The sequence below is a fragment of the Edaphovirga cremea genome (assembly GCF_003332275.1).
Lineage (GTDB): Bacteria > Pseudomonadota > Gammaproteobacteria > Enterobacterales > Enterobacteriaceae > Edaphovirga > Edaphovirga cremea.
Map to the genome: position 1 here is coordinate 1 of NZ_QOVA01000029.1, position 26212 is coordinate 26212.

22 protein-coding genes and 3 pseudogenes are annotated in these 26212 nt (G+C 52.3%); 13 read left to right on the forward strand and 12 right to left on the reverse strand.

Going from position 1 to position 26212, the window contains the following annotated elements:
* Window positions 1-560 precede the first annotated feature (560 nt).
* The 4 genes from osmF to DRI82_RS21470 are packed head-to-tail and all read left to right on the forward strand — an operon-like array spanning window position 561 to window position 4394.
* Window positions 561-1442: a glycine betaine ABC transporter substrate-binding protein OsmF gene (osmF, locus tag DRI82_RS21455; protein ID WP_245956904.1), complete on the forward strand. Its 882-nt coding sequence runs from the start codon at window positions 561-563 to the stop codon at window positions 1440-1442.
* Window positions 1443-2684, forward strand: coding sequence for an ABC transporter permease (locus DRI82_RS21460; RefSeq protein ID WP_114195946.1), 1242 nt, complete (start codon window positions 1443-1445; stop codon window positions 2682-2684).
* Window positions 2681-3640, forward strand: a complete 960-nt coding sequence (locus DRI82_RS21465) for an ABC transporter ATP-binding protein (protein ID WP_114195947.1) — start codon at window positions 2681-2683, stop codon at window positions 3638-3640. The genes DRI82_RS21460 and DRI82_RS21465 overlap by 4 nt, the downstream gene beginning before the upstream one ends.
* On the forward strand, window positions 3615-4394 hold the full coding sequence (locus tag DRI82_RS21470) for an ABC transporter permease (RefSeq protein ID WP_114195948.1): 780 nt from the start codon (window positions 3615-3617) through the stop codon (window positions 4392-4394). Before DRI82_RS21465 ends, DRI82_RS21470 begins: the two co-directional genes overlap by 26 nt.
* A gap of 129 nt (window positions 4395-4523) precedes the next feature.
* On the opposite strand, the pseudogene DRI82_RS24620 reads toward DRI82_RS21470, so the two are convergent.
* Window positions 4524-4616 (reverse strand): annotated as a pseudogene (locus tag DRI82_RS24620) (hypothetical protein); the annotation flags it as partial.
* A gap of 194 nt (window positions 4617-4810) precedes the next feature.
* On the opposite strand from DRI82_RS24620, the gene yedA reads away from it, so the two are divergent.
* Window positions 4811-5725, forward strand: a complete 915-nt coding sequence (gene yedA, locus DRI82_RS21475) for a drug/metabolite exporter YedA (RefSeq protein WP_114195980.1) — start codon at window positions 4811-4813, stop codon at window positions 5723-5725.
* A gap of 40 nt (window positions 5726-5765) precedes the next feature.
* On the opposite strand, the gene DRI82_RS21480 is transcribed toward yedA, so the two are convergent.
* A complete protein-coding gene (locus DRI82_RS21480; protein WP_114195949.1) occupies window positions 5766-6542 on the reverse strand; it encodes a MerR family transcriptional regulator in 777 nt (258 codons plus the stop codon).
* 158 nt (window positions 6543-6700) lie between these two features.
* Between DRI82_RS21480 and DRI82_RS21485 the strand changes: the two genes are divergently transcribed.
* The gene (locus DRI82_RS21485) at window positions 6701-7219 is read left to right on the forward strand and encodes a hypothetical protein (RefSeq protein ID WP_114195950.1); all 519 of its coding nucleotides are present in this window, start codon (window positions 6701-6703) and stop codon (window positions 7217-7219) included.
* A gap of 11 nt (window positions 7220-7230) precedes the next feature.
* Window positions 7231-7680 carry a DUF421 domain-containing protein gene (locus DRI82_RS21490; protein ID WP_114195951.1) on the forward strand — a complete coding sequence of 150 codons (450 nt, stop codon included), beginning with the start codon at window positions 7231-7233 and terminating at the stop codon, window positions 7678-7680.
* 159 nt (window positions 7681-7839) lie between these two features.
* On the opposite strand, the pseudogene DRI82_RS21495 reads toward DRI82_RS21490, so the two are convergent.
* Window positions 7840-7956 (reverse strand): annotated as a pseudogene (locus DRI82_RS21495) (porin); the annotation flags it as partial.
* 222 nt (window positions 7957-8178) lie between these two features.
* Between DRI82_RS21495 and DRI82_RS21500 the strand changes: the two are divergent.
* The 3 genes from DRI82_RS21500 to ybiB all read left to right on the forward strand — a co-directional run bounded on the left by DRI82_RS21500 (window position 8179) and on the right by ybiB (window position 13573).
* Window positions 8179-8811, forward strand: a complete 633-nt coding sequence (locus tag DRI82_RS21500) for a glutathione S-transferase family protein (RefSeq protein ID WP_114195952.1) — start codon at window positions 8179-8181, stop codon at window positions 8809-8811.
* A 158-nt stretch (window positions 8812-8969) separates the two neighbouring features.
* On the forward strand, window positions 8970-11159 hold the full coding sequence (gene dinG / locus DRI82_RS21505) for an ATP-dependent DNA helicase DinG (RefSeq protein ID WP_114195953.1): 2190 nt from the start codon (window positions 8970-8972) through the stop codon (window positions 11157-11159).
* A 1427-nt stretch (window positions 11160-12586) separates the two neighbouring features.
* Complete coding sequence (ybiB, locus tag DRI82_RS21515; RefSeq protein WP_114195955.1) at window positions 12587-13573, forward strand: DNA-binding protein YbiB; 987 nt, start codon at window positions 12587-12589, stop codon at window positions 13571-13573.
* Between the two features lie 132 nt (window positions 13574-13705).
* On the opposite strand, the gene DRI82_RS21520 is transcribed toward ybiB, so the two are convergent.
* A complete protein-coding gene (locus tag DRI82_RS21520; RefSeq protein WP_114195956.1) occupies window positions 13706-14203 on the reverse strand; it encodes a YciE/YciF ferroxidase family protein in 498 nt (165 codons plus the stop codon).
* Between the two features lie 513 nt (window positions 14204-14716).
* On the opposite strand from DRI82_RS21520, the gene DRI82_RS21525 reads away from it, so the two are divergent.
* Complete coding sequence (locus DRI82_RS21525) at window positions 14717-15226, forward strand: ferritin-like domain-containing protein (RefSeq protein ID WP_114195957.1); 510 nt, start codon at window positions 14717-14719, stop codon at window positions 15224-15226.
* Between the two features lie 111 nt (window positions 15227-15337).
* Window positions 15338-17194, forward strand: coding sequence for a M3 family metallopeptidase (locus DRI82_RS21530; protein ID WP_114195958.1), 1857 nt, complete (start codon window positions 15338-15340; stop codon window positions 17192-17194).
* Between the two features lie 16 nt (window positions 17195-17210).
* On the opposite strand, the pseudogene DRI82_RS24450 reads toward DRI82_RS21530, so the two are convergent.
* A pseudogene (locus DRI82_RS24450) lies at window positions 17211-17288 on the reverse strand (flavin reductase family protein); the annotation flags it as partial.
* 117 nt (window positions 17289-17405) lie between these two features.
* Between DRI82_RS24450 and rlmF the strand changes: the two are divergent.
* Window positions 17406-18368, forward strand: coding sequence for a 23S rRNA (adenine(1618)-N(6))-methyltransferase RlmF (gene rlmF, locus DRI82_RS21540; protein ID WP_170138744.1), 963 nt, complete (start codon window positions 17406-17408; stop codon window positions 18366-18368).
* 113 nt (window positions 18369-18481) lie between these two features.
* Here rlmF and ybiO read toward each other — a convergent pair whose 3' ends face one another.
* The 7 genes from ybiO to tam form a co-directional block, all read right to left on the reverse strand.
* Complete coding sequence (ybiO, locus tag DRI82_RS21545) at window positions 18482-20764, reverse strand: mechanosensitive channel protein (RefSeq protein ID WP_114195959.1); 2283 nt, start codon at window positions 20762-20764, stop codon at window positions 18482-18484.
* 291 nt (window positions 20765-21055) lie between these two features.
* The gene (gene glnQ / locus DRI82_RS21550) at window positions 21056-21778 is read right to left on the reverse strand and encodes a glutamine ABC transporter ATP-binding protein GlnQ (RefSeq protein WP_114195960.1); all 723 of its coding nucleotides are present in this window, start codon (window positions 21776-21778) and stop codon (window positions 21056-21058) included.
* Window positions 21775-22431, reverse strand: a complete 657-nt coding sequence (gene glnP, locus DRI82_RS21555; RefSeq protein ID WP_114195961.1) for a glutamine ABC transporter permease GlnP — start codon at window positions 22429-22431, stop codon at window positions 21775-21777. The genes glnQ and glnP overlap by 4 nt, the downstream gene beginning before the upstream one ends.
* A 284-nt stretch (window positions 22432-22715) precedes the next feature.
* Window positions 22716-23456 carry a glutamine ABC transporter substrate-binding protein GlnH gene (gene glnH, locus DRI82_RS21560; RefSeq protein ID WP_114195962.1) on the reverse strand — a complete coding sequence of 247 codons (741 nt, stop codon included), beginning with the start codon at window positions 23454-23456 and terminating at the stop codon, window positions 22716-22718.
* Window positions 23457-23870: 414 nt separating this feature from the next.
* Entirely contained in the window at window positions 23871-24137 is a 267-nt protein-coding gene (locus tag DRI82_RS21565; protein WP_114195963.1) for a DksA/TraR family C4-type zinc finger protein, read from the reverse strand.
* A 169-nt stretch (window positions 24138-24306) separates the two neighbouring features.
* The gene (gene dps / locus DRI82_RS21570; RefSeq protein WP_114195964.1) at window positions 24307-24810 is read right to left on the reverse strand and encodes a DNA starvation/stationary phase protection protein Dps; all 504 of its coding nucleotides are present in this window, start codon (window positions 24808-24810) and stop codon (window positions 24307-24309) included.
* 601 nt (window positions 24811-25411) lie between these two features.
* Entirely contained in the window at window positions 25412-26188 is a 777-nt protein-coding gene (gene tam, locus DRI82_RS21575) for a trans-aconitate 2-methyltransferase (RefSeq protein WP_114195965.1), read from the reverse strand.
* Window positions 26189-26212 lie beyond the last annotated feature (24 nt).

The following is a 26212-nucleotide window of genomic DNA, read 5'->3' on the forward strand; positions in this document are numbered from 1 at the left end:
AGGGATTTGCGCGGCAATGAGGAAACTCTTGCAATTGGCCTATGGAGTATTGAAGTCAGGAATGAAATTCAATGCAGAAATCCGTCTTGCCAACTAAGGTGACAAGACGGTATCTTGAACGCCAAACTTAATACTTAAAGAACAACAACATAACCTACGCGTTCAACCAACAAAACCTTCTTTTGATGCTAGCGCCTAAGCCTCAAGCAGATAACAAAACTCATCTCAACCAAAACCCGCCCCAAAACCAACAATCATCAAATGCCCCCACGCAGTGGGCAATTCCCCCCCTCCCACAACAATAGCTATAAGTAACATACAAACGGCATAAGGCCGCAGAATATTCCTGTTATATCATCTGCATCCGGATAGCTGGCTGTATAGCGCCGAACGAGTCGTTCCGGCATAACGCGGCAGCCCCGGCATTTTGGACTATCCTTTGTTACACCCCATCTTCCGCCCTACAGAGCGGAAGATCGAATTTTCATAACGCATAATGAGGAACCGCTATGTCTAACTCCACCTTTCGTGGGCGTTTTCTGGGAATTGCGCTGGCCGTCATGGCCGCCACGGGCACGGCTGCGCATGCGGCAGATAATGTCCGGGTTGGTTCAAAAATTGATACGGAAGGATCGCTGCTGGGCAATATCATCATTCAGGTGCTGGAAGCGAACGACATAAAAACCACCAATAAATTGCAGCTCGGCAACACCAAAGTGTTACGCGGCGCAATAACGGCGGGCGAAATTGATATCTATCCAGAATATACCGGCAACGGCGCATTCTTCTTCTCCGATGAGAGCGATCCGGCGTGGAAAGATGCCAAAGCGGGCTATGAGAAAGTTAAAAAGCTCGACTATGACAAGAATAAAATCGTCTGGTTGGACCCGTCACCGGCAAACAACACCTGGACGATCGCCGTTCGTCAGGATGTGGCTGAACAGAATAAATTAAAAACCCTCAGCGATCTGGGCAAATGGATCAACGCTGGCGGTAAGTTCAAACTGGCTGCGTCCGCAGAGTTCATTGAGCGCCCTGATGCGCTGCCTGCGTTTGAGAAAGCCTATGGATTCGATCTCAAGCAGGATCAACTGTTGTCACTGGCCGGGGGCGATACGGCGGTAACGATCAAAGCTGCGGCAGAACAGACGTCAGGGGTGAACGCGGCGATGGCCTACGGTACCGATGGACCCGTTGCGGCACTGGGCTTGCAGACGCTGGAAGATACCAAAGGCGTGCAACCTATCTATGCACCGACGCCAATTATCCGTGAAGCCGTGCTGAAACAGCATGAAAATATCCCGCAATTGCTCAAGCCGGTGTTTGATTCGCTGGATGGCCCAACGCTGCAAAAACTGAATGCGCAGATTGCCGTAGGTGGTGAGGATGCGAAGAAAGTGGCCGCCAAATACCTGCAAGAAAAAGGCTTTGTGAAAAAGTAAATGGACGAGGTGAAAACCGTGCCGGTGTCTGCAAGGGCTGCGGCACGTAACCGGAGATTACCGTTGCCCGATCGATCTGTAGGATCTGACATTATCAAGAACCGGGTGTTGTTCGCCCTGGTGATTCTGCTTTTTCTTGCCGCCGGGGGATTGGCATTTCTCAGCCATGCCCCGAACCGGTTGATCTCGGGCAAAGGCATTGCACTGTACACCCTGCTCAATGGGCTGGGTGCACTGTTATTGATTCCTGCGCTGTTGCTGCTGGTGTTGAGTTTCCTGCAACCCAACCGACGTAATCTGCTGATGACGCTGCTCATGGCGGAACTGCTATTGCTGGGCGTTACTGCGCTGGCGGGGCAGACGGCTGTCGCGTTATCGGGCGGAGAAGACAGCCTGACGCGCACGTCCCTTGGGGGCGGATTCTGGGCCTGCGTCGCGCTGTCGCAGCTGATTGCCGCCGACGCGATTTCCCGCCTGACACAAAATCACAGTTGGCGCTTGCTGCTCAACGTCCAGGTTTGCCTGCCGGTGGTGCTGTTGCTGGTCACCGGGCAACTGAACGAACTGTCGCTGATGAAAGAGTATTACAACCGTGAAGACGTGTTCAACAATGCGCTTTGGCAGCATTTGGGCATTCTCTTCGGCACGCTAATCCCTGCCATTTTGATTGGTTTGCCGATTGGCCTGTTTTGCTACCGTTCACCGCGCTTCCAGACCTCCATTTTCTCCACGCTGAATATCATCCAGACCATTCCGTCGATCGCCATGTTTGGGCTTTTGCTGGCGCCGCTGGCCGGACTGGCGTCGGCGGTTCCCTGGCTGGCCGATCACGGGATTAGCGGTATCGGCGTCGCCCCGGCGATCATTGCGCTGGTGCTCTATTCCCTCCTGCCGCTGGTGCGCAGCGTTGTGGCCGGAATGCAATCCGTACCCGAAAATGTGCTTGAGTCGGCGCGTGGTATGGGCATGACTAAAGTGCAGGTGTTCGCCCGCGTGCAGATCCCCATTGCGTTACCGGTGATCCTGAGTGGTATCCGCATCATCTCGGTGCAAACCGTCGGGATGGCGGTAGTGGCGGCGTTGATCGGAGCCGGTGGGTTTGGCGCGATCATGTTCCAGGGATTATTGAGCAGTGCGCTGGATCTGGTGCTGCTGGGCGTCATTCCGGTTGTCGTGATGGCCGTCGTTGTTGACGGGCTATTCAAATTCATCGTTTCACTTATGGAAGTCTCGCGCAGATGATTCATTTTTCTCAGGTGAGTAAATATTTTGACGGCAAACCGGTGGTCAACGATTTGACACTGGACATCGCCAAAGGGGAGTTTACTGTCCTGATTGGTACGTCGGGCTCGGGTAAATCCACCACGCTGAAGATGATTAACCGCCTTATCGAGCACGATGAGGGCAAAATTTTCTTTGCCGAGGAAGAGATCCATAAATTCAAACCGCAGGATCTGCGGCGCAGAATGGGTTATGCGATTCAGTCGATCGGGCTCTTCCCGCACTGGACGGTTGAACAGAACATCGCCACGGTGCCGCAACTGCTCAAATGGTCGCGCACGGCGATCCGCGATCGGGTGACCGAACTGCTTGAGTTGCTGAATCTCGACCCCGAACAGTTTCGTTATCGCTATCCGCACCAGCTTTCCGGCGGTCAGCAGCAGCGGGTCGGCGTGGCGCGGGCGTTGGCGGCCGATCCTGAGGTGCTGTTGATGGATGAACCGTTCGGCGCGTTGGATCCGGTGACCCGCGCAACGTTGCAGGAAGAGGTGGCGCGCATTCACCAGCTTTCTGGGCGAACCATTGTGCTGGTGACCCACGATATCGACGAGGCATTGGCGCTGGCCGATCGCATTGTGTTGCTTGAGCAGGGCCAGGTGGTGCAGCAAGGCACGCCCCTCGAATTGCTGACGGCACCGGCGACGCCTTTCGTGCGCGATTTCTTTGGCCGCAGCGACGTGGGCATAAAATTACTGTCGCTCGGCATGGCGGTGGAGCGCGTCAGGCGCGGTGAGCAGGTGGATGGCGAGCCCATTCCGGGCACGCTGTCATTGCGTGAGGCGCTGTCGATTTTTGTCTCCCGCCGCACTGAGCGGTTGCCAGTGGTCGATGAAAACGGTGCGCCGATCGGGGTTTTGCATTTCAGCGATCTGGTGGCAAAAGGAGGGCTGCATGAGCAATCCACTGCCACACGCTGATTCCCCCCGCTGGCTCCGGTGGTTGCGCGATCCCTTGCCGTGGACGCTGGCGTTATTGCTGGCGTTGATTTTCGGCATGACCTCATTGGGCGGTTTTTTCCACTGGTTGTTTCCCGATTTGCAGCGCCCGGTATACCAGCAGGACAGTTTTTTTTCGCTGGTCAAAGCCCATTTGCTGCTGGTGAGCCTGTCCAGTCTTATCGCCGTGCTGATAGGTGTAACAGCGGGGATTGCCGTGACGCGTCGGGCCGGGCGTGAGTTCCGCTCGCTGATAGAAACCGTGGTGGCGATGGGGCAGACGTTTCCGCCGGTGGCGGTTCTGGCGATTGCCGTACCGGTGATGGGTTTCAGCGAGAAACCGGCGATTATTGCGCTGGTGCTCTACGGTCTGTTGCCGATTCTTCAGGGCACGCTGGCGGGGATCGACTCCGTTCCGGCCGCCACGCGGGAGATCGCGCAGGGCGTCGGCATGAATCGCTGGCAGATCCTCACGCGCGTTGAATTGCCGTTGGCGGCACCGGTGATTATTTCCGGTATCCGCACTTCGGTCATCATCAATATCGGTACGGCAGCCATTGCGTCCACTGTCGGAACGCAGAGCCTGGGCTCACCGATTATCATTGGCCTCAGTGGTTTCAACACGGCTTACGTCATGCAGGGCGCGGTGCTGGTGGCATTGCTGGCGATTATTGTCGATATGGTTTTCGAGCGCTGGGCGAGCTATATGGCAGGATGGCGCGAGAAAGGCGTGTGAGCCAGGAATTCAGCTTTCAACAGGCGCGGTGCGCCTTGGGTAAATCAGCCGCAATCACTCAGCGTTTGGGGCAGGGGTGTTTTGGCTGTAGGTCACCGGTTTCGGGAAACCACTGTCAGCCGGTTCGCCAACAAGAATCATGTAGCCTGCCAGCATCACGCCGCCGATCGCGCCAACGGACATCAGTCCGAACAGTGCAATGACGATTTTTTTAACATTCACATTCATTTTCTGACCCTTCCAATTCACTGCTGACGATTATAGAGCCTTTCAGTACTCACGCAACCTGCATGGCACCGCGGGGCCCGGTAAAAATGCCGGGGAGCATCAAGATCGCACAGATTAATTTGCGTCAACGTGGGCGATCACGTTTACTGTGGCTTCGTGTTTTCATCCTTTCGAATCTATTCAATAACATGCAAGAAACAAATTCTCGTTCTTTGGGGCTGCTGATAGCCTCGCTGTTCGCGCTCTATTTCATCTGGGGTTCCACGTATTTTGTCATCCGAATCGGGGTAGAGAGCTGGTCGCCCCTAATGATGGCGGGGGTGCGCTATTTTGTGGCGGGTGTGGTGCTGTTCGCGTTCCTGCTGCTGCGCGGCCATGAACTGCCGACGGCAAAACAGTGGCTCGCGGCGGGGATGATCGGTATTTTGCTGCTGGCGATCGGCAACGGGCTGGTGACGGTCGCTGAACATATGCACGTTCCTTCTGGTATCGCTGCGGTGATGGTGGCGACGGTGCCGCTGTTCACGCTCTGTTTCAGCCGCCTTTGGGGCATGGCCAATAGTCGGCTGGAGTGGGCCGGAGTGGGTATTGGCTTGATCGGTATTCTGCTGCTGAATACGGGTAATAATCTGATCGGCAACCCGTTGGGTGCCGTGCTGATTTTACTGGCCTCGGTGAGTTGGGCCTTTGGATCGGTCTGGAGCTCGCGCCTGACGTTACCGTCGGGCATGATGGCCGGTGCGGCGGAGATGCTGGTGGCGGGCGTCGTACTGCTGCTGACCAGTTTCCTGACCGGGGAGCGTCTGGAACAAACGCCGACGCTCAGCGGTTTTCTGGCACTCGGATACTTAATCGTGTTTGGATCGATGGTCGCGATCAGCGCCTATATGTATCTGCTGAAAACGGTGCGCCCGGCGATTGCCACCAGCTACGCCTATGTGAATCCGGTGGTGGCGGTATTGCTTGGTATTGGCTTCGCGGGTGAATGGTTGTCACCCGTCGAATGGCTGGCATTGGCGATCATTATTACTGCCGTATTGCTGGTGACTCTTGGGAAATTCCTTTTCACTCGCCGGGACAAGGAAACGTCGGTGAAACCCTAGCTTTTTGTTGCGTGCTTTGGGTATCAACGCTGAACAAAAGCTACTCTTCTTCGATCTCACTGGTTGCGAAAGAGGTCAGTCTGACCGCGCTCCCGCGCAGCATCACTGGCAGGTTAGCCACCTGCCAGGCAAGAAACTGCTGGCGCTGAACCTGGGTTAACCGACCTTCAGCCCACAGCACCAGATGCTGTGCTTTCAAGCCCTGCAAATAGGGCGCCGCCAGGGATTCTTGCATGACATCCACGCGTGCGCCTTCTTCATTCCACTTCAAGGCTTCCAGCCACAGTTCGGTGCGATCAATCTGTCCCCACGCAATCATGATGGCTTTTGGCCCGCGGGTTTTGCGCCCTGCATTCAGGCAAAAAGAGACGTATTCGATAATCACGCCGTCCAATAGCGCCCGCATCGTCAGCAGTTGTGAACCGCCGCCGCCAAGGCGCTGGCGCAGTGGGCGCAAAATAGTGTCCACCAATGCCCTGGTCGGATAATCCTTGCCCAGATCCCGCAGCATGGTGCGCAGCTTATCGGTATTCGACAGTTGCAGCGCTTCCAGCAGCCGATCGCTGGCATGGATCGATACAGTCTCGGGTTCGGTAATATCACCATCCAGCAATGCCCGAATCTGACCAATCGGTACGCCACGATTAAGCCAGGAGAGAATCGTGCGGATGCGACTCAAGTCATCCTCACTGTAAAGCCGGTGTCCGCCTTCCGTCCTCTGCGGTTTGATCAATCCATAGCGTCGTTGCCATGCGCGCAGCGTCACGGGATTAATCCCGCAAATACTCGTAATCTCACCAATACTATAGAGGGTCATAATGCGTTTTAAGCTCCTACAAATTTGTATTAGATAACTGTAGCCGGAATGCCATCCTGTATGCATTTTTAAATGGGTACAATTTTGTACCACATATTTTTGTTATATCGGGACAAAGTATTTTATCGGGAGACCACTTTTTTACACAGAGGCGACGTATGACTCAACAAGAAAAAAACGAATTCAGTGATAGGCAATACCCAGTAACCGAGAACATGGGGCGATTACTCACAGCCTGGCGATTCCAGCGTCTGGGCTTTTTTATGCTGGTGGCGATCATCATTGCCGCCTTACTGGGGGTTTTCTCCAACGGATGGCTGAGCGATCGCGTCGTGAGTAATTCGCAAGATACTTTGCGCGTGGAGTATCAGCATTTTGCCCGTGAAACGTCGGAGATCCCATTGGTTATCCGCGCGAAAAACATCGGTAAAGAACAGATCGTCGTCACGCTGTCGGGTGATTTGATGGACAATTTTGAAATCGAAACCCTGCAGCCCCAATCGGCAGCAACAGACAGCAAAGATCACCAACTGCATATCACACTGCCCGCAGGCAAGAAGGATGAATGGCGGGCCGTTTACCTTTCACTGCGGCCAAAATCTTTTGGTTATTTCAATAATATCATCGAGATGCAGGGCGCAGATCCCGTTCATTTTTCCCAGTTGGTTTATCCCTGAAAGGAGCGTCTATGGAGATGGTAATTCGTGCCGCAGCGATGTACCTGCTGTTGTTTATTGTGTTGAAAATTGCCGGTCGCCGCACGCTGTTGGAGATGAATGCGTTTGATTTTATTCTCTTGCTGATCATCAGCGAGGCGACACAGCAGGCGCTGTTGGGGCAGGATTTCTCGGTAACCGGGGCGGCGCTGACCATCATTACCCTGATCGTGATTGATATTGCCTTCTCGCTGCTCAAAAACCGCTTTCCTGCGGTCGATGCTTTTGTGGATGGCTCGCCAGTCATTTTGGTCGAAAGCGGGACATTGCTGATAAAACGCATGTACAAACTACAGATATCGCAAGACGATATTATGGAGACCGCGAGGACCCAACAGGGGCTGGAGCGGTTGGAACAGATCAAATACGCCATTCTGGAGAGAAACGGCAAAATCTCCATTATTCCTGTCGATGAAAATTAACCGGCAAAAGCAGATTGCGATCGTCTCTGGATGGCGTGATCTATAAATTGCTTAAGCAAGATTTTACGCCATGTCATTCACAGAACAAAAAGGCCGGGGACTCCCCGACAATTTTTTTAATAGCATTCAAGCGACTTAAGCGCAGTGAATATAATCACGTTCAATATCCTTTCCTTTGGACTGAACATAGCCCAAGGAAGGACGTAAGCCATTTTCAAACGGATATTGTGCAACCACTTCGACGTTTTGTTTTTTATTAGCGAACCCACTGATTATTAGCGAAATCGCTGACGCTGGTGGAGACGTGATTAATAACGGCAGTACCTGAATTAGGCGTAAGGTTGCAGGTTTCGGAATACAGACAGTGCACTGTTTTAATTTGCAGTTAAATGCTTATCAGGCTAAAAATTTGCAGACTATATAGGGGAATTAATACGGGTTATGAACTACAGTTACCGCAGTTACCGTGCAATCGTGCGTTGAAAAAGGAGCATAACTATGAGCGGAACTTATACTTTGTTTGGCAACCGCGGCTGTGGCTCGGCACTGGTTGCAGCAGCATTGGAGCTGTCGAAATTGCCTTATCATTATCAGGAAGTGGACTACAGCAAAGATTGTCCTGAACGCGATCGCCTGCTGGAACTTAATCCGCTGGGACAAGTACCGACACTGCTGCTGCCAGACGGTACGGTCATGACAGAAAGCGCGGCGATAATTCTGCTGTTGCATATCCGCTGGCCGCTGGCAGGGCTGGTTCCTTCCGGTGAAATCCACTTTCCCGCTTTTCTCCGCTGGCTGATGCTGATCAATACCGCAATTTACCCGACGTTCACTTACGGCGACACGCCGCAAAAGTGGTTGCCGGGCGTTGCAAACCCGCAGGTGTTGACGGATACCACCAATGCGCATCGTGAAGCGTTGTGGCAACAGGTGAATGCCGCAGCAGATCCCGAAGGACCCTGGTTTCTTGGCCCAACGTTTTGTGCAATCGATCTTTATATCGCCGTAATGAGTCATTGGCGTCCCGGTGAAGCCTGGTTTGCCGAGCATTGTCCGAAACTTGGTGCCATTGCGGCGCAGGTTGCGAAGCACCCTCGTCTGGAAGCGCTGTTCGAAGCCGAGTTTGCATAGCTAATCTGGGTTTACATGACCATTTTGGCTTTGCATAACTATTTTGATTTTCTGCGTTGGCACAACTCATCGCAGGGTCTTATTGCTGGTTTTGCATACAGACGCGTCGGGCTGACTGTGGGACAATAGGCTCAACATTTCGTTTGAATAAGATATAAATGGCGCTGTCCTCCGCACTTAAAGACCAGATTAGCCAGTGGTACAAAGCCCTGCATCAACAGATTCCGGATTTCATTTCCCGGGCTCCCCAACGCCAGATGATCGCCGAAGTGGCTAAAACGCTTTCCGGCGAAAATGGCCGCCATCTGGCAATCGAAGCGCCGACGGGCGTGGGGAAAACGCTCTCCTACCTGATACCGGGGATTGCGGTTGGCCGCGCCGAAAGCAAGCCGCTGATCGTGAGTACCGCGAACGTGGCTTTGCAGGATCAGATCTTCAGTAAAGATCTCCCCTTGCTGAAAAAAATCATTCCCGATCTTAAATTCACCGGGGCGTTTGGCCGTGGCCGCTATGTTTGCCCGCGTAATCTGGCGGCGATGGGAACCGATGTCGCCGGGCAGGGGGATTTGGCGTTATTTCTGGGGGATGAACTGGCTCCGTCTAGCGGCGAGGAGCAGGCGACGTGCGTCAAACTGGCGAAATCTCTGAACAGTTATGAATGGGATGGCTTGCGCGACCATCATCCGCAATCGATTGGCGATTCGCTGTGGGCGAAACTCAGTACCGATAAAGCCAATTGTTTGAGTCGTAACTGTCACTATTTTCGTGAGTGTCCCTATTTTGTAGCGCGCAAAGAGATCGAATCTGCTGATGTGGTCGTGGCAAACCATGCGTTGGTGATGGCCGCGCTGGAATCAGATTCGGTGCTGCCCCCGGCCAAAGATCTGTTGCTGGTGCTGGATGAGGGTCATCATTTACCGGATGTGGCGCGCGATGCGCTGGAGATGGAAGGGGAGATCACTGCACTTTCCAGCAATCTGCAACTTGATATGATCGCCCGGCAAATCGAGCTATGTATGGCGCAGTTTGCGCCCAAGAACCCGCCGCCGCTGACGAATCCGGAGCGACTGAAAAACCACTGTGAAGAGATGCGGGAACTGCTGCTGCTGGTTGAACAGCACATGACGGCCTATCTTCCCGCAGATACCCCGGTGGCTGAATACCGTTTTGAGATGGGCGAGTTGACCCCGGATCTGGTGTCGCTCTGCGCCCGCCTGTTCAAGCTGACCGATGCCCTGCGCGGTCTGGCCGAGTTTATGCTCAACGATCTGAGCGAGAAAACCGGCAAACATGACATTGTGCGATTGCACCGTTCGATCATTCAGATGAGCCGGACGTTGGGTTATCTGGAAGCGATGAGCAAGCTCTGGCGTTTGGCGGCGCTGGAGAAAGCCTCCAACGCGCCGATCAGTAAATGGGTGACGCGTGACGTGCGTGATAACGTGACTCATCTCTATTTCCACTGCGTGGGTATTCGCGTCAGCGATCAGCTTGAAAAAATGCTGTGGCGTAAAGTGCCGCATGTGGTGGTGACCTCCGCGACGTTGCGTTCGCTGAACAGTTTTGCGCGGCTTCAGGAATTGAGCGGCTTGAGCGAGAAAGCGGGCGATGAATTCATCACGCTGGATTCGCCGTTCAATCACGTGACCCAGGGTAAACTGGTGATCCCGGAGATGCGTTTCGAGCCGTCGATGGCAACCGAGGCCGAGCATTTGGCAGAGATGGCGCGCTTCTTCCGTGCCGAACTGGCAACGGAAAAGCATAAAGGCATGCTGGTTTTGTTTGCCAGCAATCGGGCGATGCAAACATTTCTTACTCACGTCACCGATTTGCGGCTGATGCTGTTGGTACAGGGCGATCAGCCCCGTTACCGGTTGGTGGAGGAGCATCGCAAGCGGGTGACAGCCGGACAAACCAGCGTTTTAATCGGTTTGCAATCTTTTGCCGAAGGGTTGGATCTGAAGGGTGAATTACTGACCCAGGTGCATATTCACAAGATCGCTTTCCCGCCAATTGACAGCCCGGTGATTGTGACCGAGGGGGAGTGGTTGAAGTCGTTGAAGCGCTATCCTTTTGAAGTGCAGAGTCTGCCGAGTGCCTCATTCAATCTGATTCAGCAGGTAGGGCGATTGATTCGCAGTCATGAATGCCACGGTGAAATCGTGATTTACGATCGACGGTTAATCAGCAAAGGTTATGGTCCGCGCCTGCTTGCGGCATTGCCGGTTTTCCCGATTGAACAGCGGGTGATGCCAGCGGAAGTGAAAGAAGCGGTGAAGTCCGCTGCGGCGCGTGCCGCAAAATCAGCGATTAAAAAAACGCCGGGGAGAAAACCGAGAAAGCGATAAAATAGGGTGAGTTAATCTCGTTGTTACGAGTAAATATAATCATGTCATCGGGGATGAGATGGTCTGATCTACTTGAACCTTACATCTCATTGGACGCGAGCGTTAAAAGAAGGTTTTGTTGGTTGAACGCTTTGGCCTTGATATCATTCTATTAATGTGAAGTTTGGCGTTCAACCAACAGAGCTAACTTTTGACGTTCGTAGACATTGAGATACAAAGTTTATTTTGACGTTGAACTCCCCCGAGCATCATGAATTGCTGAGGGCGGAATGCAGGCAGGGATGAGCCGCCAGGATGGCGGCGAAAGGCGTCCGGCTACAGGGACCTGTAGCCTAAAGCCGACCCGTCCGCCGGAATGACAACCGAAGGAACCCGCAACGCGGGCAATTCATGCTGCGGAAAGCGCGGGTGCAGGGGGCGCGCTTCGCCCCCTGCTTAGATGCCGATCTTCACACTAACAGAACAAAACCATAGTGTAGGCATCTAACCAACAGAGCTATCTTTTGACGTTCGTAGACATTGAGATACAAAGTTTATTTTGACGTTGAACTCCCCCGAGCATCATGAATTGCTGAGGGCGGAATGCAGGCAGGGATGAGCCGCCAGGACGCCGACCCGTCCGCCGGAATGACAACCGAGGGGACCCGCAACGCGGGCAATGAATGCTGCGGAAAGCGCGGGTGCAGGGGGCGCGCTTCGCCCCCTGCTTAGATGCCGATCTTCACACTAACAGAACAAAACCATAGTGTAGGCATCTAACCAACAGAGCTATCTTTTGACGTTCGTAGACATTGAGATACAAAGTTTATTTTGACGTTGAACTACCCCGAGCATCATGAATTGCTGAGGGCGGAATGCAGGCAGGGATGAGCCGCCAAGGATGGCGGCGAAAGGCGTTCGGCTACAGGGACCTGTAGCCTAAAGCCGACCCGTCCGCCGGAATGACAACCGAGGGGACCCGCAACGCGGGCAATGAATGCTGCGGAAAGCGCGGGTGCAGGGGGCGCGCTTCGCCCCTTGCTTGAACGCCAATCTTCACACTTAAAGAACAACAACATAGTCCAAGCGTTCAACCAACAAATCTATCTTTTGGCCTTAATTTCGACTCAAGGTGAAAGTCCCCTGCTTCACAGCAGAAGAAAGAAAACCAAGCCAAAGCATCCAACCAACAGAGCCTTCTTTTAATGCTCGCGTCTAAACCTCAAGTAGAAAACAAAACTAATCTCAACCGAAACCTGCTTTAAAACCAACCACCTTGAGAAATCAAATCCACCATGACAACCGAAGGCCCCCATGCAGTGGGCAATTGCGGGTTTGGGGGCGCCTCCCCCAAAACAATCAGCATAATGCCAATGTAAACTCCCAATAGCACAAACGCCCCCCATCCCTTATCCTATCCCCCATAACTCCCCTCTACTGGCAACACCATGGATTACACCAAAATCATTAAAGAAATTGGCCGCGGGAAGAATCATGCCCGCGACCTGGATCAGGAAACTGCATTGGCGTTGTATCGCAATATGCTCAGCGGTGACGTCCCGGAACTGGAGCTGGGGGGCATTCTGATTGCGCTGCGTATCAAGGGGGAAGCCGAAGCTGAAATGCTCGGGTTCTATCAGGCGATGGAAGAGCAGGTGATGCACCTTGTCGCCCCTGCGGGTAAACCGATGCCTGTCGTGATCCCCAGCTATAACGGTGCGCGCAAACAGGCAAACCTGACGCCGCTGCTGGCGCTATTGCTGGCCAGACTGGGTTTTCCTGTGGTGGTTCATGGCGTCACTGACGATCCAACCCGCGTCACCAGCGCCGAAATCTTTCGTGAGTTGGGAATCGAATGGACCCACAGCCAGGAACAGGCGCAAAAACAGCTTGAAGGCGCTCGCCCCCTGTTTATCCCTATCTCATTGCTCTGCCCACCCATGGAAAAACAGCTGCAACTGCGCTGGCGAATGGGTGTGCGAAACAGCGCCCACACCCTGGCAAAGCTGGCGACGCCCTTCGTTGAAAATCCTATTGATACAAATGCGGGTCAGAATGCGCTGCGCCTTTCCAGCGTATCCCATCCGGAATATGTCGGACGCGTTGCGTCGTTCTTCCGTCAGGTTGAGGGGCTGGGATTGCTGATGCAGGGAACGGAAGGGGAAGCCTACGCCAATCCGCAGCGCTGCCCGCAAATGCATTTGATCGGTGCTGGCGAGCAGCGGGTGTTGGTGGATCGACTGGATTATAGCGGTGAAATGGATCTCCCCGCAGCAAAAGACGCGCAGACCACCGCGCGTTGGATCGAGCGCTGTCTGGCTGGTGACGCGCCCATTCCCGCAGCGATAATAACCCAATTGGCTTGCTGCCTCGTTGCTACCGGCGAGTGTGAAAACATGGAAACTGCCAGAGCACGCGTAGCTGAAATGTTGTAAGAGCAAATGCTATAAGGATAAAAGCTGCGTCCGCGAGCAATGATATCTCAGTGTACGGACGCAGCCATTCACTGCCTCAATTTGTGGCACTACTTATAGCACTACTTATGGCACTACTTATGGCACTACAGGTTACTTGCTTACCGTTTCCAGACTCCCTTGTTTGGACGCGATCAGCGTTAATTTTTCATCAGTTGATTTTTCTTCTTGCAGCGTTTCACCCAGAAGTTTTTTGGCCTCGGTATAGCCCAGCTTTTCAGCGAGTGCACAAAGCGTACCGTAAGAGGCGATTTCATAGTGCTCAACTTTCTGCGCTGCGCCAATAAGCCCTGAATCACGTACCGGACCTTTTTCGACCGAATCCATAATTTCCTGCCCCTCTTCCACCAATCCTTCCATTGCCATACATTTCATTCGTTTAAGACGAAGGTCAGGGGTTGATTCAATAATTTTATCCAGCCGTTCAATTTGCCCCTGTGTTTCTTCCAGGTGCAATTTAAAAGCCTCTACCAATTTAGGATCTTCAGCGGCTCTGGCCATTTTAGGAAGCGCCTTGGCCATTTGTTTTTCGGCACTATAAACGTCAGACAGATCATGAATAAAGAGATCTTTAAGCGTCTTGATAGTCATGCTGTTATCCTCAGTTAGCGTTAGATAAAACAATTATTTGCATTTCAAGATGTCTATTTTAATTCATAGACAGATTAAGCGTAGTCAGGAAGTTGAGTAATACAACTTAATGTTTTACTCTAATTATTATCCAAGAAAATCAGTTGATTATAATCTCAATTAAATAAAGTAATAACCATTTTAAATAGGATGATTCTTATATCATAATTATCGAAATAGAACTAGCGGAAAAATATTTAATGCTGATGTGATGAAATAACAGTAACTTGAAAATAAGCTTTACGCCACTTTATTTTATATGCATTAAATTATCACCTCAAGTTTATGATTTGTCAGTTATTATAGGCGATCTCATACTATTTATTTAAAGTGGGAATTTTCTTGAAATCATTATTATTTGGCAGGATACGCATGGGTGACTACACTTAATATTGTGAATAATGTTAATTACGTTATGAATCGTTATTACGCGATAAATAAATAGTAACACCATAAATAATAGTGAGAGAAAATATGACTGATAAATTGGAAAATTATCTTGATTGGGTGCGCGATGCGCATGCAATGGAAGAGCAAGCGGAAACAATGCTGAAAAAAATGGCCGATCGTTTGGAACATTATCCAGCACTTGAGGCACGTATTCATCAGCATATTCAAGAGACGCAAGAGCAGCAACGCCTGGTGAAAACGGTGATCGATCGCTTTGACACCTCCAGTTCGACGTTCAAGGATTTCACCGGAAAAGTGGCGGCCATGGGGCAGGCGATGGGTGGCCTATTCGCCAGCGATGAAGTCGTCAAAGGCGCTATCAGCGGCTACGTTTTTGAAAATCTGGAAATAGCCTCCTATTCGTCACTCATTGCCGCCGCGGAATTAGTCGGCGACACCGAAGGGAAACGCATATTTGAACAGATTCTCGAACAGGAAAAAGCCATGGCGCAATGGCTTTATGACAATCTGCCAGAGGTCACCCGCCAATTCCTGATTCGTTCAGAGACCCCGCATGTTGAAGCGAAACGCTAGCGTCGCCCTCGCTGTGATCTGTTGATACGACAGTGCTAGACTGCAATAAGAATCTGTTCCTCATCGGACAGATTCTTTGTTTCATCCCATCACTTCGCCAAGAGGGCACGAATGCAACAGGCACTGACTTATTTCAACGCGTTGAATCAGGACTACCTTGCAGTCCATAAAAATAAAGAAGAGCTTTTCTGGCAAAACTACATGGGGACGGGTGACAGCAACGTGTCCGCAGCTTACGCCGAGGCCGAAAATACCTACAAACGTTTTATCGCGGAACCTCGCCGCCTGGCCGAGTTGCGCGGATATATTGGCGAACTCGAACAGCAAAAGCGTGACGAACGCGGTGAGGCGCTGCTGCATGGCCTGCGCGGCTGGTACCGTTTTTTTGATTGTAACGCCATTGAAGATCCCCAGGCGCAAACCCTGCTTGAAGAGATTATCAACGCCGAAGCGGATCTCTATTCGCGTCGCAAGCAGTATCAGGTCACGCATCTCAATGCGGCGGGTGAACGCGTTCCCGCGTCGCTGGGTGAGTTGCTCACCAATCAGGCCACCAACGACAACGAAGAATATCGCCAAAGTTCGCAGGTTGCACTGCGCGATTTGGAACAGTGGTTACTGAATAATGGTCTGCCGGAATTGATTGGCTTGCGCAATCGCTTTGCGCGGCAGGTGGGCTACCGCAACTACTTTGACTACAAGGTAAACAAAACCGAGCGCATGACGCCGGAAGTGCTGTTTGCCATTCTGGATCGCTTTGAAGAACAGACCCGCGAGGCGAATCGTCGCAGCCTGAGCGAACTGGCGGCGAAAAAAGGGTCGTCGGTATTGGAGCCGTGGAACATCCGCTACGCCAGCGCCGGGGATGTCACCCGTCAACTCGATCCCTATTTCCCGTTTGCGCAGTCGCTTGAGCGCTGGATAAACAGCTTCAAACGTCTGCATATCGGTTTTGGTGGCGCAGAAATGCAGCTCGATCTGCTGGTACGCGCCGGGAAATATGAAAACGGCTTCATGCATGGGCCGATCCCACCATTTTACAATCAGGAACAGTGGGTTCCGGCAAAAATCAACTTCACCAGTCTGGCGAAACCCGACCAGATTGGTAGCGGTGCCAATGGCCTGAACACGCTGTTCCACGAAGGCGGTCATGCCGCGCACTTTGCCAACATCCGGCAGAACGCGCCGTGTTTTTCCCAGGAATTTCCGCCGACGTCAATGGCTTATGCCGAAACGCAATCCATGTTCTGCGACAGTCTGCTGGATGATGCGGACTGGCTGAAACGCTATGCGAAAAACAGCAGCGGCGAAGTGATTCCCGATGCGTTGATCGAACAGAGCATTGCTGCCCGCCAGCCTATGCGCGCTTTCAATGAACGCCACATCCTGCTGGTGCCGTATTTTGAATGGGCGCTGTATCAATGGAGTGACGAAGAGAGAACGCCCGAGGCGATCACCGCGCTGGCGCGTGAGGTTGAGGAACGCATTCTGGGGATCAGCGGCAGTCCGCGCCCAACGCTGGCGATTCCGCATTTGCTGTCAATGGAGTCCGCCTGCTCTTATCAAGGCTATCTGCTGGCACTGATGGCGGTGGAACAGACCCGGCATTTCTTCCTGCAACGCGATGGTTATCTGAGTGACAACCCAGCGATCGGCCCAGATTTGGCGCAGCATTACTGGCGTCCGGGCAACAGCGTCAGTCATGACGATACGTTGCGCTGCCTGACGGGAGAAGGATTCAATCCTGATTATCTGGCGCGGGCCTGTAACCAGACCGTGGCGCAGGCGTGGCAGAATGCGCAAGCCGCTATCGCCGGTCTGGCGACGCGTTCGCAAGGTGCAGCGGATTTTGATTTGCAGGCGCATATCCGTATCGTCGATGGCAGCCGCGTTCTGGCGGACAATGCCCATGGCGATCGGGTGATGTGTGAAGCATTCGCGGCATTCATTCACCGCGAATATCCGTAAGCCAGCAAAGCGGACTTCAGCGCGCGTCGGGGCGGATAAGATCGAAACGCAGATCTTCCGAGATGTTGTAATAGGCGCTCGGCCCCCCAGCGCGAGTTCTGTTGGCCGTCCAGCGCCGCAATACGCCAATCATCACGACAGCAACGCCACGCCGCGAGTCAAGATGTGCTATCTTACGCGGCAGAAAATGTTTGCCTTGAGAGACAGTACGGTGGAAAAAAAGAAAACCTTCCCGCAGGAAAAAAGCGGACTTCATGCGCGTAATCGTCATCGCAACCGCTACGATTTTCCGGCGCTCATCGCCAGCAGCCCTGAACTGGGTAATTATGTCGCGAACAATGCCTGGGGCGATCTGTCGGTGGATTTCGCCGATCCCGCCGCAGTGAAAGCGCTGAACCGGGCATTGCTGCGCCATTTTTATCAGATAGAACAGTGGGATATTCCGGCTGGCTATTTGTGTCCGCCAATTCCGGGGCGCGCCGATTACCTGCATCATCTGGCCGATCTGCTCGCCAGTTGCAACGGCGGCGTTATTCCTCAGGGTAAAAATATTGCCATTCTGGATGTGGGTATCGGTGCCAACTGCATCTATCCCATCATTGGCTTGCATGAGTACGGCTGGCGTTTTACCGGCAGCGATATCGATGAGGTCGCATTGGCCTCGGCCAAACAGATTATCGCCGGGAACTCCCTGCTGCTGCACAATGTGCGCTTGCGTCTGCAAAAGAACCCACCGCAGATCCTGCAAGGCGTCGTTCGTCCTAATGAAATCTATGACGCCATGCTGTGCAATCCGCCATTCCACGCCTCGGCAGAAGAGGCCGCATCAGGTACTCGTCGTAAACGCCAGAACCTTGGGCAAGGCAATCCAGACGGCGCGCCCGTACTCAACTTTGGCGGTCAGAACACCGAATTGTGGTGCGAGGGCGGAGAAGAAGCCTTCGTCAGCAAAATGGTCGAAGAGAGCGCCAGCATGAAGCAGAACTGCTTCTGGTTCACCTCGCTGGTGTCCAAGAAAACCACGTTGCCACTGATTTACGCCGCTCTGGAAGAGGTGGGTGCCACGGATATCCGCACCATCGATATGGCGCAAGGGCAGAAAATCAGCCGTTTCATCGCCTGGACTTTCCTGAGCGAGAAACAGCAGTTAGCCTGGTCGCAACGCTGGCGCTAGTTTGCCCGTCATACTTCGAGCCGCAGATGCGTTGACTGCGGCCTCAAACCCCAGTCACATAGTAATCTATGCTCCTGGGGATTTTCGGCCTTGTCGCCTTTCTGCAACTCGAATTATTTAGGGCAAAGTGTCGAAATACTTCGCTCCGCAGATGCGGGCCGTTCAGGCCGGGCATCCTCTGGCGAAGCGTCTTTATACGAAACCTGCACCGCCTGCTGTGGCGTAGTAATACCGGCCGCCTGAAAATGCATTTTCACCAACCGATCCAGCGCGTACTGAATGGTCCACTGCTTCAATGCTTGCGTCCTGACCGTGACGCGGGTGGTGAAGGAGTGATCGCCCAACGCGACGACACCGTTGAACACCGGCTCACCGATCAGGAATATCCGCAGGCTGGTGTCCTTTTTCAACTCGTCAATGGCAGCACGCAGCACTTCATTGACGTGGTCAATATTTTCATCGCGGTTGACGGTATAGTTGGCGCGATAGACGCCAAATTCCCGCGCATAGTTCGCCACTGTAGTGATCGACGAGTAGGGGACGATGTGATAGACCCCGAAGTCGTCGCGTAATCCGATGGAACGAATCGTCATTTGCTCAACGGTGCCGGTTACCCCACCCGCAGTCACGTATTCACCCGTATTCATGCCGTTTTCAAATTGGATGAAGACACCTGTTATTACGTCTTTAACCAGCGTTTGCGCGCCGAAACTGATCGCCAGACCCAGTGCACCCGCACCGGCCAGCAGCGGCGCAATATTCAACCCGATCTGCGACAGAATGATCATGATGGTAATGGTGCTGATCACAATCGCCAACACGTTACGAAACAGCGTCAGGAGCGTGCGTTCACGGGCGCTTGGCCGCATGCCATTGCTCATCTCCAGCACCAGACGGTGTTCAATAATGCTCGCCAGAATCGTCCAACTGAACGTGGCGATAAACAGGATCAGCAGAATATGTACCAGCCCGCCGACCACCCGCTCACCGCTTTCAGTACTGAACCATTGGGTCAGGTTGAAAACATGCCAGGCATCGAGCAGAGAGAGCGTAACGGCCAGAACGACAATGACCCGCAGGATCTTCAAGCCACTGGGAATGTAGGAGTTAACCCGTTTCTCCAACAGCGGATAGCGGCGGTTCAGATCGTCAGGCAGTGAAATACGGCGCAGGATCCAGCGTGACATCAGTCCTGAAACCAACACCCCCACGCCAATCACCAGCAGACTTTTCACTGTGGCGCCCATCATGAACGTCAGGCTGTCGGGGGCATCGAACTGCGACAGGAAAAAAAGCACCACGAAGTAGGCGATGGCCAGCAGGTGCCATACGTGGCCCAGCCCACGCAGGATTACGCTGAAAAATGCCATGGAGCGTTCAGCGAGTTGGTTGATTTCGTTTTGGATGATTCTGTAATTTTGCGCTACCAACCCGATGGCATAGAGGGTCAAGGCCAGCATTACCACAAAATTCACCAGCGCCGCTACCTGATAACTGATTCGCATGGCGACGATCGGCACAACCACCATCAGCGAATACCCGATTAAGCCGCTCACCCAGGCTAAACGTCTATTCCAATAACGTGCCGTCGCGTCACTGATAGGAAAAGGCCGCAAATAGTCGAAGTTGGGGGAGAAAATCAGGCGCAATACGGCTTTGAAAAATTCGATAATGGCAAAGGCGCTAAGAAACAGGGCCTGCTGGCGGGCGACAACGGGACTACCACCGTTCACATATTGCGAAAAGATATTGCCAGCGGTCACGGCCATAGCAACCAGGGCGATATCGATGGTAAAAGCAGCCAGAATGCTGGCCGGTAATTTATACCAGGGGCCAGACGCGAGGCGGGCATTATGCCCCCAACTACCCATCCGTCGATAGATGGGGCCAATCAGAAAGCGCAGCAGATGGAACAGCACAAAGGTCGCGACGACCGTGGCGAGAAAGTAGGTCAAGGCGCGGAAAAAAGTCTGACTGTGAAACGTTCTTTTGGGGCCAGAGTCAATCGTCTGTTTTAACGTCTGTAACTTTTGCGTGGCGTGCGAAAAGGTGTTCTGCGTCAGAGTGGTCAGGCTGTCCAATAGCGTGGCGACCGGGGCGGGACGAGTGTCTGACGTCTTGGGTTCGCTGGTCGCAGCGGGTGCTTTTTCGTTGGAGGCGGCGCGGAGGTGTTCAATCAATTGAGCGCGGGCTTTGTCATCTTGTAAAATATCGGCCAGAGCGGTATAGGCTTGCTGATTCTCTTTTTCAGTACTGGCACTTTGCTGGGGCGGCGCTCCTGCAACGGGGGCGGCCTGGGCCTGTGGCAGCATCAACCAGAACAGCAGCAACAGGATGAATCGGAACAGTGTCGTCGGTGGGTGACAAGCCAATTTCGGCTTGATTCTTAGCAACATTTTTCCTCTCTTTTTTCCGGTGAAATCTATCACCTTGTAAATTCGTTACCTTTTAAAACGCATTGCTTTCTAAAAATGATTGCTTTCTAAAACTGGATGTTTTTTAAACTTGTTATTTTCCTAAACAAACAACCGTTATGCGCGTGACTTTTCAGCAAAAGGAGTAACGTAAACACCAATAAATCACGGTACAGGGTGACCAATGCAACTCAATGATTTTAGAAGGATTTTCGCAGGAGGCGAAGCAATCAGGATGCGCGGGCATCAACGACACCCGCGCGGCAGAACGTATCAGGAGACGTGCTGTAAAAACTCACGCAACCGGTCGCTGGGTGGGTTGCTGATCAGCGCATGCGGATCGCCATCTTCCGCGATGCGGCCTTTATCGATGAAAATCAACCGCGACGCCACTTTCTCAGCGAAACCAACTTCATGGGTGACGATGACCATGGTCATGCCTTCTTCCGCCAGATCTTTCATTACCGTCAGCACTTCATGACGCAATTCCGGATCGAGGGCAGACGTTGGCTCATCAAAAAGCATCAGCTTCGGCTTGACCGCCAGCGCACGGGCGATCGCCACGCGCTGCTGTTGACCACCGGAAAGCTCTGACGGGTAATGGTGCGCCCGCTCGGAAAGCCCGACTTTGGCCAGCAGCACTTTCGCCAACTTTTCAGCCTCAGGCTTTTTGGCGCCACGCACGCGGATTGGGCCAAACGCGACGTTTTCCAACGCGGTGAGATGCGGGAACAGATAAAACTGCTGGAACACCATACCCGCTTCCTGGCGGATCAGCCGTTCATCAACCTTGGGATCGTTAACCTTCAGGCCATCGACAATCAGGTCGCCTGTAGTGATCTCTTCCAGCTTATTGATGCAGCGCAGCAGCGTCGATTTACCCGACCCCGATGGGCCGATGATAACCACAACTTCACCCTGAGAAATGTGCAGATTGATGTCGTGGAGCACCTGGGTTTTACCAAAGTGTTTGGAGACGTTTTTAAAGTCAATCATATTATTTTCAGTTTTCTTTCCAACCGGCGCAGGACGAAGCTCAGCGCCAGTGTGATGATCAGGTAAATCACGGCCACGGCGGTCCAGATCTCCATTGCGCGGAAGTTACCGGCAATGATCTCCTGGCCCTGGCGAGTCAACTCGGCGACACCGATAACAATGAACAGCGAGGTGTCTTTGATACTCACGATCCATTGGTTACCCAACGGCGGCAGCATGCGGCGCAGCGCCAGCGGTGCGATCACGTAACGCAGGGTATCACGTCTGGACAGACCCAGCGCCAGACCGGCCTCTTTGAAGCCGCTGTGAATCGACAATACGGCTCCACGGGTGATTTCCGCAATGTAGGCACCGGAGTTGATGATAATGGTCACCACCGCAGCACTGAAGGGATCAATGCGTACAGGCATCATCATCGGCAGGGCGAAGTAGATAAACATCACCTGCACCACGATCGGGGTACCACGAATCAGCTCTATGAAAACCAAGGCAATATGACTGGAAACCCAGCCACCGAATGCGCGGGCAAAACCCGCCACGACGCCAATGATCAAGCCACCCAGCAACCCGAGGACTGAAATCCACAGGGTCATCTTGGCGCCTTCGAGCAGGATAGGGAGAGCAGGCCAGATGGCGCTCCATTCAAACTGCATGAATCTTCTCCTGGAAAATAACCGGCACTGACAAATGAGAATGCCGTCAGCGAAAGATCGTTAAACTTATCATTATCTGACTGAATCCAACCATTTGACTTAACTGGCTTAATATTGTCGACAAACGATCTATTCTCTGTAAAACGATCTATCCACTGTAAAACGATCTATTTGCCATAAAACAAGGTGTTAGCTGAAAAGGTAGCCTAACGAAGAGCGGGGCCATAAGTGGCCCCGTGCGCAGGTTAACCCACCATCAGACGTAACTGAAGGGTATCCGTCAATTACTTGGGTTCTACACCGAACCATTTCTTATAGATTTCAGCATAGGTACCGTTGTCACGCAGGGTCTTCAGCGCGGCATTGACCTTCTCGCGCAGATCGCTGCCTTTCGGGAACGCTACACCATATTGCTGGGCCTTGATGGAATCACCGACCGCTTTGAACTGACCATTACCCGCCGTTTTGATGAAGTACAGGATGTTTGGCGTATCGTGCAGAACCGCGTCGGCGCGGCCTGTGCCCAGTTCCAGATAGGCGTTATCGATATTTGGGAATTGACGCAGATCTTTGGTTTTGATGTTGGCCTTGGCGTAATCCACCGAACCGGTACCGCTCTTGACTGCCAGTACTTTACCGACCAGGTCTTGCTCACCTTTGATTTCGTTGTTATCCGTTTTGACCATAACGGTCAGGCCGCTGTTGTAGTAACCGTCGGAGAAGTCCACCGCGTTTTTACGCTCTGGGGTAATGGTGATGCCCGCCAGCGCCAGATCGATGTTGCGGGTTTGCAGCGCAGGGATGATACCGCTGAAATCCATAGGCTTCAGGGTGTATTCCAGCTTCAATTCTTTGGCGATGGCGTCCCACAGGTCGATATCGAAACCGACGTATTTGTCGCCTTGTTTGAATTCAAATGGAACGAATGCGGTGTCGGTGGCAACGATCAGTTTGTCTGCTGCGTGGGAGGAAACGGCGAAGGCCAGCGTCAGTGCGGCCAGGGAAACTTTCAAAATTGATTTCATGCGTGGCATTTCCTTTTTACTGTCTAGGTTTTATATGTTGCACATTGTGCTATGAAATAATCGTGCCAATAGTTAAGGCCGTTGTTTCGTAATGAGATTTTTCGCATAAAGACAGAAAAAGACTCTCACAAACGCTTTTTGCACCAAAATGGTGACCCGAAATAGTGCGCGGGATCGCAAATGGTGCATTGTTTTATCTTTAACCGGAAATAGGGGGAAAAACAATCGCCATTTAACAAAATATCTTTATTTGTGACCAATAACGCTAACTTTTGTAGAGCGAAACGGGTGTTGCTGCTGCAAGTGAGTGCAAAATAGACAGGCGCGGGCATTGGGTGACGCATAATTCAGAGAGGCGATGCGCAATGAATAGGCAAAAAAGGCAGTAATGAGGGGAATTGCATTACTGCCCGATTAACGTAACTGGCTGTCTTTACTGCCACGCCGATTGTATCCGGCATGATCGCGTTCCTGTTTATCCAACGCGTTTTGACAACTGATACAAAATTTGACGCCTTTCAGCGCCATTCTGCGCGCTTCAGGGATAGGTTCACCACATTCATGGCAATACAGTGCGCTTTCGCCCTGACCGAGGGCATGTCGTGCGCGTTGCACTGCGTCGTCAATGGTGGAATCGATCTGTTCCTGAACTGCACCATCTTGCGCCCAGCCACTGGCCATAATCTGGCTCCTTAAATGATGATAAAAACCTAGGCAACGCTATCACTATGAATAACGGGCTGATGGTTTTCGCCATCAACCCGCAATATCCACTTCTCAGGGTATGGATTGAAGCGCGTTCAAACACACTACATCTGAACCCGATACCAGGATCTGAACCCGATAAAAATTACTCGATGTTGGATTCAATGAACCACAGGTACTTGTCCAGGTCACGCGATGCGGCGGTAAACATATCAGCCGTATCTTCATCTTCTACTTCACTGATCGCCTTACGAATATCATTGGCGACGACGGCATAGCGATCGGCCAGTGCCTTCAGGTGCTCTTGCACAGTATGAATATTGGTTGGGTAACTTTTCAGTGGTGTCTTGTCATTCACAACCTGCACGGTTCCCAGAGCAACGCCGCCCAACTGTACGGCACGTTCTGCAAAGGTATCCTGATGGGCGGTGAGGGAAGTACGGAAACCGTCCAGCATCTCATGAACGCCGATAAAGTTCGCGCCGCGCATGTTCCAGTGTGCCTGTTTGGTGATGAGGGAAAGATCGATAAACTGAATCACCATCCGGTTCAGTACCTTAATCGTTTCCAACTTTACTTTTTCTTCCACATCATTTCGCGTATAGAGAAGATCAGAAGATTTCGTTTTCACCAGTTTAGCGGTACTCATAGAAATATCCTCTTGATTGTATCGTTTCATTCTGAATGTTTTTTTTAAACTACCATTAAATTATAGCAACGTTTTCTGATTTTGCCGGATAATATCGCCTATCGTTCAAATAGCCTATTTCGATAGGCAGATTCTTTCGTCAATATACTGTGGTTGGATTATCACACTGAATTATAACGTGGCAACGTTATCCAACGTCAACGCTGATAATAGTCATATATCGCGTCGCCCTGTTTAATAACCTGAGGGTTGATATAAGGCAAATCAACCTTGCGGAGGAAAAATATTTTTATCCTTATGTTTTATAATTGTTTTATTTCATTGAGCTAAAATGAGTATTATTTTCATTGCGTTATTTTTTGGTTGTAAATGCGAGGGGTAGACATATTTTGTGTGATTTTCCCACAATGGAGAGGTGATCCACTCCTCACACGAAAGGGAAATCAGGCATGAAATTTCTGACACATTGGCATAATATTTCCGGATAAGGTGTCCCTGCGATGCTGATATTTCACTCCCCGCTGTGAGGGAATGTTGCAATATATATCAGCACCGAATTTCTCCCATTTCTCATGGCAGAATGTTTTTAATCACCGATCGTTTATATGCCTTTTTGCGCCACAATGAACAGCCGTGGAAAAGCCAGCAACACCCGGCCATCGGCGCGTGACGGGTACGCCCTGACGATCCCGGCGGTGTACTGCTCCAGAAATTCCTGCTGCTCGGATTCGTTGAGCGCATCGAGAAAAGGTCTGAGTCCGGTTGATCGCACCCACTCAACAATCGCCGACGGAGAAGGCATGACGTGAAAATAGGTGGTGCGCCAGATATCGATACTGACCGAGTGCGCGGCCAGTAAATCGTAATAGCGATCGACGGATTCAATTTTTACCCGCGTTGCCGCAGCGTCACCTATTTTGCTTTTCCAACTGTCACTGCCCGCCACGTCGCGCATTACCCGATGGCTCGGCTCTTCACGATTATCCGGCATCTGGATAGCCAGTATGCCGCGTGATGAGAGCTGCGCCATCAAATGCGGCAGCAATTGGACGTGATCGCCTACCCATTGCAGGGACGCGTTGGCATAAATGATGTCCTGTGGCGCGTCGGCCTGCCAGTGGCTGATATCAGCCTGGATAAATCGGCAGTCCGGCAGGCGCTTGCGTGCGCTGGCGAGCATGGCGGACGAGCTGTCGATACCGGTAATCGTGGCGTCGGGAAAGCGCCTGACCAGCAGTTCGGTAGAGTTACCCGGCCCGCAGCCCAGATCGGTTACCCGTTTGGCGGTGGCATTCTCGATTCTGGTCAGCAGCTCGTGCGCGGGACGGGTTCTTTCAGCTTCAAATTGACGATAAAGGTCGGGATTCCAATCCTGCATGGTGCGGCTCCGCGATGGCTAAGG

Coding starts and splice junctions, on each gene's coding strand:
- osmF (WP_245956904.1), top strand. CDS start 561: ATGGCCGCCACGGGCACGGCTGCGCATGCGGCAGATAATGTCCGGGTT.
- DRI82_RS21460 (WP_114195946.1), top strand. CDS start 1,443: ATGGACGAGGTGAAAACCGTGCCGGTGTCTGCAAGGGCTGCGGCACGT.
- DRI82_RS21465 (WP_114195947.1), top strand. CDS start 2,681: ATGATTCATTTTTCTCAGGTGAGTAAATATTTTGACGGCAAACCGGTG.
- DRI82_RS21470 (WP_114195948.1), top strand. CDS start 3,615: ATGAGCAATCCACTGCCACACGCTGATTCCCCCCGCTGGCTCCGGTGG.
- yedA (WP_114195980.1), top strand. CDS start 4,811: ATGCAAGAAACAAATTCTCGTTCTTTGGGGCTGCTGATAGCCTCGCTG.
- DRI82_RS21480 (WP_114195949.1), bottom strand. CDS start 6,542: ATGACCCTCTATAGTATTGGTGAGATTACGAGTATTTGCGGGATTAAT.
- DRI82_RS21485 (WP_114195950.1), top strand. CDS start 6,701: ATGACTCAACAAGAAAAAAACGAATTCAGTGATAGGCAATACCCAGTA.
- DRI82_RS21490 (WP_114195951.1), top strand. CDS start 7,231: ATGGAGATGGTAATTCGTGCCGCAGCGATGTACCTGCTGTTGTTTATT.
- DRI82_RS21500 (WP_114195952.1), top strand. CDS start 8,179: ATGAGCGGAACTTATACTTTGTTTGGCAACCGCGGCTGTGGCTCGGCA.
- dinG (WP_114195953.1), top strand. CDS start 8,970: ATGGCGCTGTCCTCCGCACTTAAAGACCAGATTAGCCAGTGGTACAAA.
- ybiB (WP_114195955.1), top strand. CDS start 12,587: ATGGATTACACCAAAATCATTAAAGAAATTGGCCGCGGGAAGAATCAT.
- DRI82_RS21520 (WP_114195956.1), bottom strand. CDS start 14,203: ATGACTATCAAGACGCTTAAAGATCTCTTTATTCATGATCTGTCTGAC.
- DRI82_RS21525 (WP_114195957.1), top strand. CDS start 14,717: ATGACTGATAAATTGGAAAATTATCTTGATTGGGTGCGCGATGCGCAT.
- DRI82_RS21530 (WP_114195958.1), top strand. CDS start 15,338: ATGCAACAGGCACTGACTTATTTCAACGCGTTGAATCAGGACTACCTT.
- ybiO (WP_114195959.1), bottom strand. CDS start 20,764: ATGTTGCTAAGAATCAAGCCGAAATTGGCTTGTCACCCACCGACGACA.
- glnQ (WP_114195960.1), bottom strand. CDS start 21,778: ATGATTGACTTTAAAAACGTCTCCAAACACTTTGGTAAAACCCAGGTG.
- glnP (WP_114195961.1), bottom strand. CDS start 22,431: ATGCAGTTTGAATGGAGCGCCATCTGGCCTGCTCTCCCTATCCTGCTC.
- glnH (WP_114195962.1), bottom strand. CDS start 23,456: ATGAAATCAATTTTGAAAGTTTCCCTGGCCGCACTGACGCTGGCCTTC.
- DRI82_RS21565 (WP_114195963.1), bottom strand. CDS start 24,137: ATGGCCAGTGGCTGGGCGCAAGATGGTGCAGTTCAGGAACAGATCGAT.
- dps (WP_114195964.1), bottom strand. CDS start 24,810: ATGAGTACCGCTAAACTGGTGAAAACGAAATCTTCTGATCTTCTCTAT.
- tam (WP_114195965.1), bottom strand. CDS start 26,188: ATGCAGGATTGGAATCCCGACCTTTATCGTCAATTTGAAGCTGAAAGA.